This is a genomic window from Streptomyces sp. BK208 (assembly GCF_004364245.1).
Classification (GTDB): Bacteria; Actinomycetota; Actinomycetes; order Streptomycetales; family Streptomycetaceae; genus Streptomyces.
On sequence record NZ_SOAV01000004.1, the window covers coordinates 280,485 to 296,272 of the forward strand.

Below are 15,788 nucleotides of genomic sequence, written 5' to 3' on the forward strand. Positions count from 1 at the left end.
ATGACGTCGCACCAGAACACCCAGACCATGAAGCCCGCGACCGCGGCGAAGAAGCTGGGTGTGTACCTCGAGGCCACACCCGCCGAGTTCCAGGAGGGCGTCGTCACCCGTGCCGAGCTGAACGCGCTGCAGGCCGACCCCCCGGCGTGGCTGCGTGAGCTGCGGCGCGACGGCCCGCACCCGCGGCCGGTGGTGGCGGCCAGGCTGGGCATCTCCATCGCGGGCCTGCACCGGGGCGGGGTGGCGGAACCGCTCACCACGGAGCAGATCGACGCGCTGAGGCAGGAGCGCCCCGAATGGCTGGAGCGGGAGCAGGCCGTCCAGGCGGACGTACGCAAGGAGGCGGCCCGCGTCAAGAAGCTGCACGCCGAGCGGGCGGAGCGCGCCGAGCGCGACTGACCGGCCTCACTGCCCGGTCGGCCGCCCCGCGCGGCCCGGCCCGGCGGTCACCCGCTCGTTCGTCGGCCCGTTCTTCCGCTCGTGCCTCGGCCCGTTCTTCCGCTCATTCCTCGGCCTTCTGCGCCGTCAGGCTCCAGGCGTACTGCAGCCAGTCCGACAGGACGACCGCGCTGAGGCCGGCGCACAGCAGCCGCCCCGCGCGCGGCGCGACGGCGTAGGTGCCGACGAGTCCGCCGGCCACCCAGGCTGAGGTGCAGAACGGGCAGGAGAGCAGGTCACCGACGGCACGGCGCAGACCGGTGCCGCGTCCGGCGTCCATCACCTCGTTGGCGTTGCCGTGCCCCTCACGGCGGGTGAACGGCGCCCGCAGGAAGCTGGTGATCTTGTCCTTGGTCAGCAGCCGGGAGGCTTTGAACGTCGCCGTTCCCAGCAGGGCCACGTCCCAGGGCGGGACGGTGTCCGGGAGCCGGACGCCGCGCCGCCACGCCGTCGCCGCGAACACGCCGACGCCCGCCGCGAAGGTCGTCGCGAGCGTCGCGTATCCGGCGAGGGGTGCCTCCTCCCCGCCGGCGTAGCGCTGCTCAACGTCCGTCATCATGTCTCCTCGATCTCGGTGGGGCTCCGTGAGGCTCGGTGCGGCTCGGTGGGGTCAGTGGTCAGTGGGGCGTGCCGCCGGGGCGCTGCGGGTGGGGCGGCGGGTCGCCGAAGAGGTCGGCGCAGTCGGCGGGCAGCCGGGCCAGCAGACGGTCGACGCGTTCGCGGGGCACCGCCTCGGCGAGGACGGACAGCACGGCGCCCGCGTCCCACTCGGCGGTGCGTGGCCGCGCACCGGTCTGCTGGGCCACCCGCCGGAGGAACTCCTCGCGGCCGAACGACTCGGGACGCCCGCGCTCCAGGCGCAGCGCGTCGTCCAGGGGTGCGGGCAGCTCGGCGGCCAGACCTGCGGCCTCCTCGGGCGGGACGCGGGACGCGATCACCCACAGGACGGCCGTGGTGACCTGCTCGGCCTCGTCGTCGCTGTGGAACTCACCGCGGTCGCGGACCCGGTCCAGGAATTCGTCGAGTCGCACGACGTCGCCTCCTTGTGCCGGTTCGCGTTCCGTGCCGGGTGCCCTGGGGCGGGGCGGGAAAACGGCCGCGCGCCGGACGCCGTCGGCGCGCTGTCGTCGCCGTGCGCGCTCGCACCGCCGTGCGCGGGCCCGCGGGCCCGCGGGCCGTGCGCGCACTCACCGCCGCAGGCGGGCCCTCGCGGAGTCGGCGGCGCCGGTCAGTGCGGTCAGGGCGTCGGGCTGCTCGGTGAACAGGGCGCGCCCGGCCGCGACCCTCCGGCGCCTGGCCGGGCCCGGTGCGGTGAGCCGCCGCAGCGCGCGCAGCAGCGCGTCCCCGTCCTCGGCGGCCTCGGACACACCCAGCTCCGCCATCCGCCGGACGCCGTCCGCGCCGTGGCCCGGGATCGGACGGTGGCCCACGACCGGCAGTCCGGCCGCGAGAGCCTGTACGGCGGTCTGACCGGCCGCGTTGTCGATCAGGGCCCGGGCGGCGTGCAGCAGACCGGGCATGTCCGTCACCCAGCCCAGGGCGAGGACACCCGGGGTGCCGGACAGTGCGCGGCGCAGCCGCCGGTTGTCGCCGCAGAGCACGACCGGCAGGAAGCCGTGCTCCGCCAGGAGCCGGACGGTGGTGTCCAGGTGCGAGCCGACGCCCCAGGCGCCGGCGGAGAGCACCACGGCGGGCCGGCCGGGGCCGAGCCGGTCGAACAGGTCACGCCACGCGGCCGCCCCCGGGACGTCGGGGGTGCCGGCGAGGAAGCCGGGCGCCACGAGAGGTCCGCAGGCCGACGCGGGCGTGCCGGTACTCGTCCGCACCTGGCGCGCCGCGGCCTCGGTGAGGCACAGGCAGTGGTCGTTGCCGGGGTGCAGCCACTGCCGGTGGACCTCGAAGTCGATCACGAGGACGACACTGGGCACGGAAAGCAGCCCGCGGGCCCGCAGATGGCCGGTCAGCTGGGCGCCGAGGTGGAAGACGGGCACGACGACGTCCGCGCCCGTGCGCTCGGCCAGCTCGCGCAGTCGGCCCCCGGCGAGCCGGGCCAGGGGCGTCCCGCTGGGGCGGTGCCCCGGGCCGGGTCGCAGGAAAAGGCGGTACAGGGCGGCGTACGCCCAGGGGAAGTGCCGTACCGACCCGCGGTAGAAGCGCCTCAGGACAGTGCCCAGGCCGTACGGCAGGAGCGCCAGGACGTCGACGACCTGGGCGGTGTCGCCGCGCTCCCCGGCCCGGCGGACCAGTTCGGCGGCGACCGTGTCGTGGCCGGCGCCCATGCTCGCGCTGAGCACCAGCAGGCGTCGGCCGCCTCCCGGGCCGCGTGCGGTGCCGGCCCGGCGGGGCACGGATGAGCTGCGAGGATGCACAGCGGACCAGGTTGCCGACGTGAGGGGTTCCAAACCACCGCACATGCGGGCGTTTCGGGTGTACCGCGGCTGGATACTCCGTGACCGCCCGTCCGGACGGACGGCGGAGCCCGGCCACCCGGTCGGTCGCTTCGCGGTGCCCGCCCCGAGCCAAGGTGGTCCCCATGGTCCATGCGTTCTCCCGTCCCCGGTCCGCTCCCGGACCGCAGGTCGTCGCACCCGACGCGGACCGTGCCAGGCCCCGGCGGCCCGTGGGAGCCCTGGACACCCGGACCCGTACGGCGCTCGTGACGGGGGCGTCCTCCGGCATCGGTGCGGCCGTGGCCCGCCGGCTGGGCGGCGAGGACGGCTGGCGGCTGGTGCTGACCGGACGGGACCCGGTGCGGCTGCGCCAGGTCGCCGACGACACGTCGGCCACCGCGTTCGCGGCGGACCTCACCCTCCCCGGCGCCGACCGGCAGCTCGCCGACTTCACGCTGGCCACGGCCGGCCCGGTGGACCTGCTGGTGGCCGGAGCCGGCGTGGGCTGGGCCGGCGAGTTCCTGGACATGCCGCCGCACATCATCGACGAGGTGCTCGACGTCAACGTGCTGGCCACGCTGCGGCTGGTGCGGCTGGTGCTGCCGGGGATGGTGGCGGCGGGTTCGGGGCGGGTGGTGCTCATCGGCTCGCTGGCGGGCAGTGTCGCGGTGCGCGACGAGGCCGTGTACTCGGCGGCGAAGGCCGCGATCGGCGCCTTCGCGGACTCGTTGCGCTACGAGCTGCGGGGCACGGGCGTGGGAGTCACCCACGTGGTGCCCGGCGTCGTCGACACGCCGTTCTTCGAGCGCCGCGGCACCCCCTACCGGCGGTCCAGGCCGCGTCCGGTCCCGCCCGAGCGCGTGGCCGACGCGGTGCGCGGCGCGGTGGTGCGGGGCCGCGACGAGGTGTACGTGCCCTCGTGGCTGCGGCTGCCGTGCCGGGTGCGCGGCGCGACCCCGGGACTGTACCGGCGGCTGGCCGCTCGGTTCGGATGACCGGGAGCGCGCCGCGGTGAGTGTCCTCACCGTCGTCCTCGCCCTGTTCGCCGCGCTGTCCAACGCGGCGGCGTCGGTGCTGCAGCGCCGGGCCGCGGCGCAGGACGAGAACCGGGCGGGCGCCCGGCACACGGCGCTGCACTCGCTGCTGCGGATGGTGCACGACCGGTACTGGGTCGGCGGGGCGGCGCTGCTCGCGCTGACCACGGTGCTGCAGGGGGCCGCGCTGGCGGTGGGCAGCCTGGCCGTCGTCCAGCCGCTGATGGCCACCGAACTGCTCTTCACGCTGGTGGTGGGCAGCGTCGTCTTCCACCGGCGCCCGGACTCGCGGACGTGGCTGGCCTTCGCGGCCCTGGCCGTGGGGCTCGCGTTGTTCCTGGGCGCCGCCGCTCCGTCGGCCGGTCACGACACGGCCGCCTCGGGCCGCTGGATCTGGGCGGGCCTGGCGCTGTTCGTACTGATCACGGTCCTCGCCTCGGTCGGCAGCATGGTGCACGGCGCACCCCGGGCGGCGCTGTTCGGATCGGCGTCGGCGGTGGGGTTCGGCGGGACGGCGGCGCTGCTCAAGGAACTCACCGGGCGGCTGTCCCAGGGGGTGGGCGAGGTGCTGACCCAGTGGCCGCCGTACGCGACGGGGGTGGTGGGCGTGATCAGCTTCCTGTTGTTGCAGAGCGCCCTGCGGGCGGGGACCCTCGCGGCCTCGCAGCCCGCACTGACCCTCGGCGACGCGCTGACCAGCGTCGCGCTGGGCTGGGCCCTGTTCGGCGAGGAGATCGTGCTCGGCGTGCGGGTGCTGCCCGAGCTGATCGGCGTGGCTCTGATCGGCCTCGGCAGCGTCGGGCTGGCCCGGGCGCCGTCCGTCCACGGTGCCTGGGACACGGCCACGGCGGCGCGGGACGGGCCGGGGCGGGGCGGGGGATGAGGCGATGAGCGGTCCGGGACGGACCGACCGAGCGGGCCGGAGGCAGCAGGAATGGGTCAGAGTCTTCACGCGGGACACGCAGGGCACGTGGGACACGCGGGGCACGCAGGGCGTGCGGTGGTGTATGCCGTCGCGGCCGCCGCGCCGGTCGCGGCCGCGCTGGCGCACATCGGCCCGGCCGCGACCTGGCTCCCCGGGCTGCGCCGGCGCCGGTTCCCCGCGCTGGCGGGGCAGGGCGGTCCCGGTCACGTCGCGCTCACCTTCGACGACGGCCCGGACCCCGTATCCACACCGCACTTCCTCGACGCCCTGGACGCACTCGGAGTCCGGGCGACGTTCTTCGTCCTCGGCGAGAACGTGTCACGGCACCCTGCCGTGGCCGGGGAGATGGCCCGGCGCGGGCACGAAGTCGGTGTGCACGGCTGGGCGCACGACCGCCCCTGGTGGCCGGCGCCGCTGCGGGACGCGCGCGAGGTGCTGCGCGCCGCGCAGGTGGTGGGCGAGGTGACCGGCCGGTCCCCCACCTGGTACCGGCCGCCCTACGGCATCCTCACCTCCGGGCGCTGGGCGGCCGCCCGCCGGGCCGGGCTGCGGCCGGTGCTGTGGACGGCGTGGGGCAAGGACTGGCGGCACGACGCGACGCCGGCCTCGGTGCGCGCGAACGTCGCGGCGGACCTGCGCGGCGGCGGCACGATTCTTCTCCACGACACCGACCACGCCTCCGCTCCGGGCAGCTGGCGGGCCACGCTCGGCGCGCTGCCGGACGTCGTGCGCGACTGCCGCGAGGCGGGGTTGGCGGTGGGCCCGCTGGGCGAGCACGGGACGGGCGGGGCCGCGGTGGCGGCGGGGGTGCGCGCAGCGGGCGCAGTGCACGGAACGCACCGTTTCGGTCACCGGCGCCGGGACAGCCGTAGCGTCATGGAGGACAGCGACGATCAGCGCGCGGCGGCACCGGACCCGTCGTGCCCGCCCTGACCCTGCGTGAGTACGCCGTGCCCGCCGACGGCGAGCGGGGGGTGCTGGGCCCCTGGGGCGCCGTACGCGGTCTGTCGGGCCGGAGCCGACACGACGGTGCGGTGGCGGGCCCGGGCAGGACCCGCCACCTCCCTCTGCCTCAGGCAGCCGCCCCTGTCACCTCCCGGTGGATCGGCGCCGCCCCGCCGGTCAGGGGGACGCCCGTGCCGCCGCGGCGGAGGGCGACGATCTCCGCCGCGATGGACAGGGCGGTCTCCTCGGGGGTACGGGCGCCGAGGTCCAGACCGATCGGTGAGCGCAGCCGGGACAGCTCCTCCTCGGTCAGGCCCGCCTCGCGCAGCCGCCGGTCGCGGTCCTCGTGGGTGCGGCGCGAACCCATGGCGCCGACGAAGGCGACCGGCATCCGCAGCGCCTCCGTCAGCAGCGGCACGTCGAACTTGGCGTCGTGGGTCAGCACGCACAGCATCGTGCGCCCGTCGGTCGGGGTGCCGCGCAGGTAGCGGTGCGGCCAGTCGACGACGACCTCGTCGGCCTCCGGGAAGCGGGCCCGGGTGGCGAAGACGGGCCGGGCGTCGCACACCGTCACATGGTGTCCGAGGAACTTCCCCGCCCGCACCAGCGCCGCGGCGAAGTCGACCGCGCCGAAGACGATCATGCGGGGCGGCGGCACGCTGGACTCGACGAGCAGGGTGAGTCCGCCGGGGCAGTGCGAACCGTCCTCCGAGAGCCCGACCGTGCCGGTGCGCCCGGCGTCCAGCAGAGCGCCGGCTTCGGCGGCGGCGGTGCGGTCCAGGTCGGGGTGGCCCCCGAGTCCTCCCTCGCGGGTGCCGTCGGGGCGGACCAGCAGGGCCCGCCCGAGCAGGCCGGCCGGGCCCCGGACGACCCGGGCGAGGGCCGCCGTCCCGCCCCGGGCGGCGCTGTCGAGCGCCGCCCGGAACACCTCACGCGACGGCGCGTCCGCGCCGACCGGCGTGACCAGGACGTCGACGATGCCGCCGCAGGTCAGCCCGACCGCGAAGGCGTCCTCGTCGCTGTAGCCGAAGCGCTCGCGCACCGTCTCGCCGCTGCGCAGGGCGTCGGTGCACAGCTCGTACACGGCGCCCTCCACACAGCCGCCGGAGACGGAGCCGATCGCCGTGCCGTCGCTGTCGACGGCGAGGGCGGCGCCGGGCCCGCGCGGTGCGCTGCCGCCGACGGAGACGACGGTGGCGACGGCGAACTCCCGGCCTTCGGCCAGCCAGCGGTTCAGCTCGTCGGCGATGTCAAGCATCCGTGCCGCCCCCGGTCGCGGGCACCCCCGCCGACAGCACACGGTCCGGACGGATCGGCAGGCTGCGGTGGCGCACGCCGGTCGCATGGTGCACCGCGTTGGCGACGGCGGCCGCGGCGCCCACGACGCCGATCTCGCCGACCCCCTTGATGCCCACGGGGTCGTCCGGGTCCTCGTCGTCCACCCAGTCCGCCTGGATGTCGCCCACGTCGGCGTGGGTGGCGACGTGGTAACCGGCGAGGTCGGGAGCGTAGAGGGCGCCGCTGGCCCGGTCCCGGACCGCCTCCTCGTGCAGGGCCATGGAGATGCCCCAGACCATGCCGCCGACCAGCTGGTTGCGGGCGGTGAGCGGGTTGACGATCCGGCCCGCCGCGAAGATGCCGAGCATGCGGCGCACCCGTACCTCGCCCGTGGCGGGGTCCACGGCGACCTCCGCGAACTGCGCCCCGAAGGAGTGCCGTTCCTTCTGCGCGAGACGGCCGAGGGCCTCGGTGGTGTCGGACCGTACGGTGATGCCCTCGGCGGGGATGTCGGTGCCCAGGGCGAGGCGTTCGCGCAGTTCCGCGGCCGCGGCCGTGATCGCCCAGGCCCACGAGCGGGTGCCCATCGAGCCGCCCGCGATCATCGCGGGGCCGAAGTCGCTGTCCCCGATCCGGACCCGGATCCGCTCCGGCGCCACCTGCAGCGCGTCGGCCGCGACCAGGGTGAGCGCGGTACGGGCACCGGTGCCGATGTCGGCGGCGGCGATCCGCACGGTGAAGCCGCCGTCGGCCTGGGCGGTCAGAGCGGCCGTGGAGGGTCCGGCGCCCGCGTGGAAGGAGGCGGCGGCCGTGCCCGTGCCGAGGAGCCAGCGCCCGTCGCGCCGGGTGCCGGGGCGCGGGTCGCGCTCGGCCCAGCCGAACCGCCGGGCACCCTCACGGAAACAGGCCTCCAGGTTGCGGCTGCTGAAGGGCAGGCCGGACACCGGGCCCACCTCGGGCTCGTTGCGCAGGCGCAGTTCGATCGGGTCGACGCCGCAGCGCTCGGCGAGTTCGTCGAGGGCCGACTCGACGGCGAAGGACCCCGGCGCCTCGCCCGGCGCGCGCATGAACGTCGGTGACGGCACGTCGAGGGGCGTGACCTCGTTGGCCGTGTGGTGGGCGTCGGCGTCGTACATCACCCGGGCCACGCCCGCACTGGGTTCGACGAACTCGTAGACGGTGGACGTCCGGCTCAGCGAGCGGTGCTCCAGGGCGCGCAGCCGGCCGTCGGCGTCGGCGCCGAGGCGGACGCGCTGGACGGTGGGGCTGCGGTGGCCGGCCAGCGAGAACATCTGTCGTCTCGTCATGACCACGCGTACCGGCCGCTGCAGTTCGGTCGCGGCCATCACGGCGGCGACCTGGTGGGCCCGCAGGCCCTTGCTGCCGAAGCCGCCGCCGATGTGCTCGGAGCGCACCCGCACGGCGGACGCGTCCAGCGAGAACATGTTCGCCAGTTCGCTCTGGATCCAGGTGGTGCCCTGGTTGGAGTCGACGACCTCCAGGCGGCCGCCGTCCCACCGGGCCGTGGCGGCGTGCGGCTCCATCATGCTGTGGTGCTCTTCGGGGGTCGTGTACTCCGCGTCCACCACGACGGCGGAGGCGGCGAGGCCGGCCGCCAGGTCGCCCTTGGCGGTCTCGCCGGGCATGACGCCGCCGGCCGGGTGGGCGCCCGGGTGTCCGGTGGTGAGCGTGGTGTCGTGCGGTTCCTCGTCGTAGGAGACGACCAGGGCCTCGGCGGCCTCCCTGGCCTGTTCGGACGTCCCGGCGACGACGAGGGCGACCGGCCAGCCCACGTGCGGCACCCGGTCGTTCTGGAAGAGGGCGGCGGTGGGGTCCGGCGTGATGCCCAGCAGACCCACGTAGTCGGTGTCGACGCGCGGGGCGTTGCCGTGGTGCAGGACGGTGAGGACGCCGGGCATGGCGAGGACGGGCTCGGTGTCGATGGTGCGGATCCGGCCGCGGGCCACGGTGGACAGCACCAGCCAGCCGTGCGCGAGGTCGGCGAAGGGGATCTCGCCGGCGTAGCGGGCCGCTCCGGTGACCTTGTCGCGGCCCTCTACGCGCGTGTGGGCGGTGCCGACGGCGCCCCGGGTCGTCGTGCGGCCGGTGGTGGCGGTGCTCATCGGGCGGCCTCCTCGGCGAGTTCGGTCAGGACGGCCACCACGAGGTTGCGCATGAGGGTCACCTTGTATCCGTTGTCGGGCAGCGGCCTGGCGGCCGCGAGTTCGGCGTCGGCGGCGGCGGCGAAGGTGGCGCCGTCGGCCGGTGCCCCGGTCAGCACGGCCTCGGCGGTGCGGGCCCGCCAGGGCCGCGAGGCGACCGCGCCGAGGGCCAGCCGGGCCTCGCGCACCACGCCGTCCTCGACGTCGAGCGCCGCGGCGACCGAACCGATCGCGAAGGCGTACGAAGCGCGCTCGCGGACCTTGCGGTAGCGGGAACGGGCGGCGACCGGGGCGGGCGGCAGGGTGACGCCGGTGATCAGCGCCCCGGGCGGCAGGGCGGTCTCCCGGTGCGGGGTGTCCCCGACGGGGAGGTAGAAGTCGGCCAGCGGCAACTCGCCGGGGCCGTCGAGGGTTTCGTACTCCACGACGGCGTCGAGGGCGGCGAGGGCCACGCCCATGTCGGAGGGGTGGACGGCCACGCAGTGGTCGGATGCGCCCAGGACGGCGTGGTTGTGGTGCTCACCCGTGATCGCGGAGCAACCGCTGCCGGGTGCCCGCTTGTTGCAGGGCCTGCTGAGGTCGGTGAAGTAGCCGCAGCGGGTGCGCTGGAGGAGGTTTCCCCCGACGGTGGCCATGTTGCGCAGCTGTCCGGAGGCGCCGGCCAGGACCGCCTGGCTCAGGACCGGGTAGCGGCGGCGCACCTCGGGGTGGGCGGCGAGGTCGCTGTTGGTGACGGTGGCGCCGATGCGCAGGCCGCCGTCGGCGCTCTCCTCGATACCGTTCAGCGGCAGTTCGCGGACGTCGACGAGCCGGGCGGGGCGCTCGACGCCGGTCTTCATCAGGTCGACCAGGTTGGTGCCGCCGCCCAGGAAGCGGGCGTCGGGGTCCCCGGCGAGCAGGGCCACGGCGCCGGAGACGTCGTCGGCGCGCTGGTAGTCGAACTCCCTCATGCCGCCGTCTCCTTCACCGTCTCGGCGGACCGGTCGCCGTCGTCGTGCCGGCCGGCGGCTTCGTGGGCCTCGGCCGCACGGGTGACCGCCTGGACGATGGAGACGTAGGCACCGCAGCGGCAGAGGTTGCCGCTCATCCGTTCGCGGATCTCGTCCGGTGTCAGGGGTGGCGGCCCGGCCTCGGGACGTACGTCCTCGGTGGCGGCACTGGGCCAGCCGGCCGCGTGCTCCTCTATGACGGCGATCGCCGAGCAGATCTGGCCAGGCGTGCAGTAACCGCACTGGTAGCCGTCGAGGTCGAGGAAGGCCTGCTGGACCGGGTGCAGCCGGTCGCCGTCGGCCATGCCCTCGATGGTGGTGATCTCGCGCCCCTCGGCGGCGACGGCGAGATTCAGGCAGGAGACGGCACGGCGTCCGTCGACCAGGACGGTGCAGGCGCCGCACTGGCCCTGGTCACAGCCCTTCTTGGTGCCGGTGAGGTCGAGCCGCTCGCGCAGGGCGTCGAGGAGTGTGGTGCGGTGGTCGACGGTCAGCTGGTGCTTCTCCCCGTTGATGTTCAGGGTGACGGCGCTGGACGTCGACGAGGGCTCTGGAGCCATGGTCAGCCTTCTTTGGTGTCTGGTGACAGGTGTCCGGTGACAGGGAGAATGGGGCTGTAGGCAGTGGGGGGTGTGTGCGTGGCCGGTGGCCGGTGGGCCGTCGGCCGGTCCTTCCGGTCGCGTCCGCCGCTAGACTGGACGGGTAACCGGACAGTTGTCCGCTCACTGGAAAACGTAACGGACAGTTGTCCGGTTAGCAAGGACGGGATTCGGTCACGAACCCGGGAGGAGGACGAGTGTCGCCGTCGAGGAGAGACGAGGCGGACCCGCCTCTGCGGTCGGACGCGCAGCGCAACCGCGAGCGCATCCTGCGCGTGGCCACGGAGGAGCTGACCCGCTGCGCACGCGTCCCGCTGAGCACCATCGCCAAGAAGGCGGGCGTCGGACAGGGCACGTTCTACCGCAACTTCCCGCACCGCGAGGCGCTGGTCCTGGAGGTCTACCGCTACGAGATGCAGCAGGTGGCCGACGCGGCACCCGAGCTGCTGGCCGCGCGGGGGCCCGAGGACGCCCTGCGCGAGTGGCTGGACCACCTCGCCCGCTTCGCCATGACCAAGGTCGGACTGGCGGACGCGATCCGGCTGGTCACGAGCGCGCCCGGGGGCCCGGCGAAACCCGAACCCGCCCCGGTGATGGACGCGGCCGACCTCCTGCTGCGCGCCAACGAGGCGGCCGGCACCATCCGCCCGGGCGTCTCCGCCGACGACTTCTTCCTCGTCATCGGCGGCCTCTGGCTGATCGACTCCGGTGACGACTGGCAGCCGCGGGTCACCCGGTTCCTCGACTTCGTCATGGACGGGCTGCGGGCGGGAGCGCCAGGCCGGTGACCGTGCCCAGGAAGCGGTATCGGCGCTCGGGGCGGCCCGCCACCCCGTAGCGCAGGGAGACGTCCGCGCTGCCCACGGTGTGGAAGTACTCCAGGTAACGGCGGGCGCTGACCCGGGAGACGCCCGTCAGCGCCGCGCACTCGCTGGCGGACAGGGTGCCGTCGGCCTCACGCAGGGTGCGCTCGACGAGTTCGGCGGTCTCCACGCTCATGCCCTTGGGCAGCACGGGGGCGTTGGCCGCCTGCACCGCGGCTCCGGCCAGTACGCGGTCGACGTCGGCCTGGCTGCGCACGACCGTGCCGAGCAGCCGGCCCCGCTGGACGGCGTAGCGCTCCAGCCGGACCCGCAGATCCTCGAACTCGAAGGGTTTGAGCAGGTAGTCGACCACGCCGTGGCGCACGGCGCCCCGCACCGCGTCCGCCTCGCGGGCGGCGCTGACGACCATGACGTCGCAGTCGTGGCCGGCGGAGCGCAGCCGTGGGATGACGTCCAGGCCGAAGACGTCCGGCAGGTACAGGTCGAGCAGGATCAGGTCGGGGCGCAGGTCCCCGACGGCGGCGAGCGCCTGCTCCCCGGTGCCGGCGACCCCGACGACCCGGAACGGCTCGACCCGTTCGACGAACGCGCGGTGGACGCGGGCCACCATGAAGTCGTCGTCGACCACGAGCACGCCGATCGGGTCGGCGGCCCGGGGCACCCCTTCGGGGCCGGCGGTCGGGGCGGTCGCGTCGGACGGGTCGCTCGGTGCCGTCATGGTGCTGCTCCTTCCGCCACCGCGTCGGTGAGGTGGCTGACGGTCATGCGTGCGGTGAACACGGCCCCCTCGGGGGTGTTGGTCACCGAGATCTCACCGCCGTGACGTTCGCAGACCAGCCGGGTCAGCGCCAGGCCGATACCGCGCTCGCCCTGCCGGGCGGCCTTGGTGGTGAAGCCGTGGGAGAAGACCTCCCGGGCCAGTTCGGGCGCCACCCCGGGGCCGGAGTCGCGGACCACGACCTCGACGCTGGCGGCGTCCTGCCGCAGCTCGACCTCGACCCAGGCCTCGTGCGCGTCGTCGGGGGACGCTGCGGCGTCCACGGCGTTGTCGACGAGGTTGCCGAGCACGGTCGCCACGTCGGCGGCGTCCGCCGGGTCCAGCCGGTCCAGCGCCGTGCGCTCCGACACGCGCAGCGCGACCCTGCGCTCGGCCGCCAGCGAGGACTTCGCCGTGATCAGCGCGGCGACCGCGGTGTCACGGACCCGGCGGCTGAGGATGAGGTCCAGGGACTGGCGGCGCCGGGTGAGCCCGCGCACGTAGCGCACCACTTCGTCCTGCTCACCGATCTGGATCAGGCCGGAGATGGTGTGCAACTGGTTGGCGAACTCGTGGGCCTGGGCGCGCAGCAGCTCGGAGGTGCTGCGGAAGGAACCGATCTCGCGTTCCAGGCGGGCCAGTTCGGTGCGGTCGCGCAGGGTGGTGACCGAACCGAGCGTGCGGCCGTCCTTGGTGACCGTCATGCGGTTCATGACCAGGACCCGGCCGTGACGGACGACGACCTCGTCGCTGGGCCCGGCCGCCGCGGAGGTGGCACCGGCGAGGACGTCCCGCAGCCGTCCGTCGATGCCGAGGCCGTCCAGGCTCTGGCCCACGCAGTCCGCGGGCAGGTCGAGCAGGCGCCGGCCCATCTCGTTGACCAGGGTGAGCCGGTGCTGCGGGTCGAGGGCGACGACGCCCTCGGCGATGCCGTACAGCATGGCCTCGCGATGCTCGGCGAGGCCGGCGATCTCGCGCGGCTCGAGCCCCAGGGTCTGCCGCTTGACGCGCCGGGCGAGCAGCCAGGACCCGGCGACGCCGAGGCCGCTGGCGATGCCCAGGTAGGCGAGGAGGTAGGAGGAGGCGCCGCTCAGGCGCTGCCACACCGTCGGGTCGGCCTCGCCGACCATCACCGTGCCGAGGTGACGGCCGAGGGTCTGCCGGGTGGCGCCGAGCACCGGGACCTGGGCGACGAGTTCCCGGCTGCCCCGCACGGTCAGCGGCCCCGACCAGCCGCTGGTGACCTCGGCGCCCTCACCGCGCGGCACCTGGGCGCCGATCAGCGTGGGGTCCGTGGAGCTGACGAGGCGGCCCTCGGCGTCGGCCACCGTGACGGAGGTGACGCCCGACTGGGTCTGTGTGGCGTTGACCAGCGGGGCGAGGGCCTCCTGCGGCAGGGGGCCGAGCAGCTGGCTGCGCACCAGCGGCGTCGCGGCGAGCTGTTCCGCGAGGGCGGTGACCCGGCGGCCCTCGACCCGGTTGAAGGTGGTCCTGGACTGGGCGAGCGAGACGGCGGCGACCGCGAGCAGGACGACCACGACGATGGCGAGCTGGAGGACCAGCATCTCGCCCGCGAGGGTCTGACGGCGGAAGGCGGGGGCCACGGCGGACTCGTTCTCGGCTCACGGACGGGCGGAGGCACGGGGACGCGGATGCGGTGACCGGCGGGGAGACCGGTCGGTGTGCCGGGACGCCATCATGGCGCCCACCTGCGGCGAAGGAAAGGGATGTGCCCTCATCGCAATGAACCGGCGGTGCGCCGGCCGGGTGCCGGTTCGGCCCCGCCCCGGTGACCGCAATGAACACAACCTCCCTTGGTTCCGGAAGGAAGACACGAGGCAGGCGTCCGGGCACCATGTGGCCCACGTCACCCTCCCCACAGGGCTTCCCCGTACCGATCTACCCGACCGACAGGTGGTGTCATACGTGCGCCTGCGCACCCCCCTCGCGCTGCTCGGAGCCGCCGTGCTCGTGCTGGCGGGGCCGCCGTTGCTCTCCTCCGGCGACGACTCCGACTCCGGCACCCGCATCCCGGGCCTGCGCTTCATGGTTCCCAACACGCCCGGCGGCGGCTACGACATCACCGCCCGCACGGCCGCGAAGAACGCCGAGGACGCCGGACTCACCCACGGCATCGAGGTGTTCAACCTGCCCGGCGCGGGCGGCACCGTGGGCCTGAGCCGCCTGGTGAGCGAGCACGGCAACGGCAAGCTCGCCATGTCCATGGGCCTCGGTGTCGTGGGCGCCGCCCGCTCCAACCACGCGCCCAAGACCCTCGCCGACGCCACGCCGATCGCGCGTCTCACCGAGGAGCAGGACGTCGTCGTGGTCGCCAAGGACTCGCCGTACAAGACGATCGACGAGCTGATCGACGCCTGGAAGAAGGACCCGGGCAAGATCCCCGTGGGCGGTGGTTCGTCTCCGGGCGGGCCCGACCACCTCGCGCCGATGCTGATGGCGCAGGCCGCCGGGATCTCCCCGAAGGCGGTCAACTACATCCCCTTCGACGGCGGCGGCGAGCTGCTCGCCTCGATCCTCGGCGACAAGGTCGGCTTCGGGGTCTCCGGCGTGGGCGAGTACCTGGACCAGATCAAGGCGGGTGAGCTGAGGGTGCTCGCGGTGACCGGCCCCGAGCGGGTGGACGACCTCCAGGACGTGCCCACGCTCAAGGAGTCGGGCTACGACGTGAACTTCACCAACTGGCGCGGCGTCGTCGCCCCGCCCGGTCTGTCCGAGGCGCAGCGCACCAAGCTGACCCGCCTGTTCGAGGAACTGCACGACTCGCCCGAGTGGAAGAAGTCCATGGACCAGAACGGCTGGGACGACGCCTTCCTGACCGGTGAGGAGTTCGGCGACTTCCTGGACGCCCAGGACGAGCGCGTGGTGTCGGTGCTGAAGGAGCTGGGACTGTGACGACGCCGACCGACGTTCCCGAGGAGAGGGCCGCCGGCCGGGGCTCGTGGCTGCGCGAGCACTCCGAACTCGGCGTGTGCGTCCTGCTGCTGGCGCTCGGCGTGCTCGTGCTGACCGACGCGCTCACCATGGACGTCGACATCACCCAGCGCGGCCCGGTCGGCCCCAGGACGGTGCCGGTCGTGGTCGGCATCGGTCTGCTGGTGATCGCGGCGCTGCTCGCCGTGGACGTGCTGCGCGGCGGCCGGGGCGAGGCGGAGGGCGGCGAGGACGTCGACCTGTCCGAACCGGCCGACTGGCGCACGGTGCTGCTGCTGTCCGGGATATTCCTCGGCGCCGCCGCCCTGATCGAGCCGGCCGGCTTCCCCGTGGCGGGGGCGCTGCTCTTCTGGGGTGCGGCCTTCGCCCTCGGCAGCCGCCGCCTGGACCGCGATCCGCTGATCGCCGCGGTGCTGTCCCTGATCACCTACGTCGTCTTCGACAAGCTGCTCGGCGTGCCCCTGCCCGGCGGTCCGCTGATGGGAGTGCTCTGAC

The 15,788-nt window shown here is 74.7% G+C and carries 16 protein-coding genes; 7 read left to right on the plus strand and 9 right to left on the minus strand.

Going from position 1 to position 15,788, the window contains the following annotated elements:
* The gene (locus EV562_RS12290; RefSeq protein ID WP_133886809.1) at window positions 1–399 is read left to right on the plus strand and encodes a DUF5997 family protein; all 399 of its coding nucleotides are present in this window, start codon (window positions 1–3) and stop codon (window positions 397–399) included.
* Between the two features lie 103 nt (window positions 400–502).
* On the opposite strand, the gene EV562_RS12295 is transcribed toward EV562_RS12290, so the two are convergent.
* From EV562_RS12295 to EV562_RS12305, 3 genes are all read right to left on the minus strand, one after another.
* Window positions 503–994, minus strand: coding sequence for a DUF1360 domain-containing protein (locus tag EV562_RS12295; RefSeq protein ID WP_133887050.1), 492 nt, complete (start codon window positions 992–994; stop codon window positions 503–505).
* 61 nt (window positions 995–1,055) lie between these two features.
* On the minus strand, window positions 1,056–1,469 hold the full coding sequence (locus EV562_RS12300) for a DUF2267 domain-containing protein (RefSeq protein WP_133886810.1): 414 nt from the start codon (window positions 1,467–1,469) through the stop codon (window positions 1,056–1,058).
* 156 nt (window positions 1,470–1,625) lie between these two features.
* A complete protein-coding gene (locus EV562_RS12305) occupies window positions 1,626–2,717 on the minus strand; it encodes a galactosyldiacylglycerol synthase (RefSeq protein ID WP_166661757.1) in 1,092 nt (363 codons plus the stop codon).
* 254 nt (window positions 2,718–2,971) lie between these two features.
* On the opposite strand from EV562_RS12305, the gene EV562_RS12310 reads away from it, so the two are divergent.
* From EV562_RS12310 to EV562_RS12320, 3 genes are all read left to right on the plus strand, one after another.
* On the plus strand, window positions 2,972–3,823 hold the full coding sequence (locus EV562_RS12310) for an SDR family NAD(P)-dependent oxidoreductase (RefSeq protein WP_166661739.1): 852 nt from the start codon (window positions 2,972–2,974) through the stop codon (window positions 3,821–3,823).
* Between the two features lie 16 nt (window positions 3,824–3,839).
* Window positions 3,840–4,745 (plus strand): DMT family transporter, encoded by a 906-nt coding sequence (locus tag EV562_RS12315; protein WP_133886812.1) that lies wholly within the window; start codon window positions 3,840–3,842, stop codon window positions 4,743–4,745.
* A gap of 120 nt (window positions 4,746–4,865) precedes the next feature.
* Window positions 4,866–5,720 (plus strand): polysaccharide deacetylase family protein, encoded by an 855-nt coding sequence (locus EV562_RS12320; protein WP_243860050.1) that lies wholly within the window; start codon window positions 4,866–4,868, stop codon window positions 5,718–5,720.
* A gap of 139 nt (window positions 5,721–5,859) precedes the next feature.
* Here EV562_RS12320 and EV562_RS12325 read toward each other — a convergent pair whose 3' ends face one another.
* Genes EV562_RS12325 through EV562_RS12340 form a run of 4 tightly spaced genes read right to left on the minus strand, consistent with a single transcriptional unit; the run spans window position 5,860 to window position 10,721 of the window.
* Window positions 5,860–6,990, minus strand: a complete 1,131-nt coding sequence (locus EV562_RS12325) for an XdhC/CoxI family protein (protein ID WP_133886814.1) — start codon at window positions 6,988–6,990, stop codon at window positions 5,860–5,862.
* Entirely contained in the window at window positions 6,983–9,133 is a 2,151-nt protein-coding gene (locus EV562_RS12330) for a xanthine dehydrogenase family protein molybdopterin-binding subunit (protein WP_133886815.1), read from the minus strand. The genes EV562_RS12325 and EV562_RS12330 overlap by 8 nt, the downstream gene beginning before the upstream one ends.
* Window positions 9,130–10,122, minus strand: coding sequence for a xanthine dehydrogenase family protein subunit M (locus tag EV562_RS12335; RefSeq protein WP_133886816.1), 993 nt, complete (start codon window positions 10,120–10,122; stop codon window positions 9,130–9,132). Before EV562_RS12335 ends, EV562_RS12330 begins: the two co-directional genes overlap by 4 nt.
* Window positions 10,119–10,721 (minus strand): 2Fe-2S iron-sulfur cluster-binding protein, encoded by a 603-nt coding sequence (locus EV562_RS12340; protein WP_133886817.1) that lies wholly within the window; start codon window positions 10,719–10,721, stop codon window positions 10,119–10,121. The genes EV562_RS12335 and EV562_RS12340 overlap by 4 nt, the downstream gene beginning before the upstream one ends.
* 236 nt (window positions 10,722–10,957) lie before the next feature.
* Here EV562_RS12340 and EV562_RS12345 point away from each other — a divergent pair, with 236 nt between their 5' ends.
* A complete protein-coding gene (locus EV562_RS12345; protein ID WP_133886818.1) occupies window positions 10,958–11,548 on the plus strand; it encodes a TetR/AcrR family transcriptional regulator in 591 nt (196 codons plus the stop codon).
* Here EV562_RS12345 and EV562_RS12350 read toward each other — a convergent pair.
* On the minus strand, window positions 11,511–12,302 hold the full coding sequence (locus tag EV562_RS12350; protein ID WP_133886819.1) for a response regulator: 792 nt from the start codon (window positions 12,300–12,302) through the stop codon (window positions 11,511–11,513). The genes EV562_RS12345 and EV562_RS12350 overlap by 38 nt on opposite strands.
* On the minus strand, window positions 12,299–13,945 hold the full coding sequence (locus EV562_RS12355) for an ATP-binding protein (RefSeq protein ID WP_133886820.1): 1,647 nt from the start codon (window positions 13,943–13,945) through the stop codon (window positions 12,299–12,301). Before EV562_RS12355 ends, EV562_RS12350 begins: the two co-directional genes overlap by 4 nt.
* Window positions 13,946–14,267: 322 nt before the next feature.
* Here EV562_RS12355 and EV562_RS12360 point away from each other — a divergent pair, with 322 nt between their 5' ends.
* Window positions 14,268–15,254 (plus strand): tripartite tricarboxylate transporter substrate binding protein, encoded by a 987-nt coding sequence (locus EV562_RS12360; RefSeq protein ID WP_166661740.1) that lies wholly within the window; start codon window positions 14,268–14,270, stop codon window positions 15,252–15,254.
* Window positions 15,251–15,787 carry a tripartite tricarboxylate transporter TctB family protein gene (locus EV562_RS12365; protein ID WP_133886822.1) on the plus strand — a complete coding sequence of 179 codons (537 nt, stop codon included), beginning with the start codon at window positions 15,251–15,253 and terminating at the stop codon, window positions 15,785–15,787. Before EV562_RS12360 ends, EV562_RS12365 begins: the two co-directional genes overlap by 4 nt.
* Window position 15,788 lies beyond the last annotated feature (1 nt).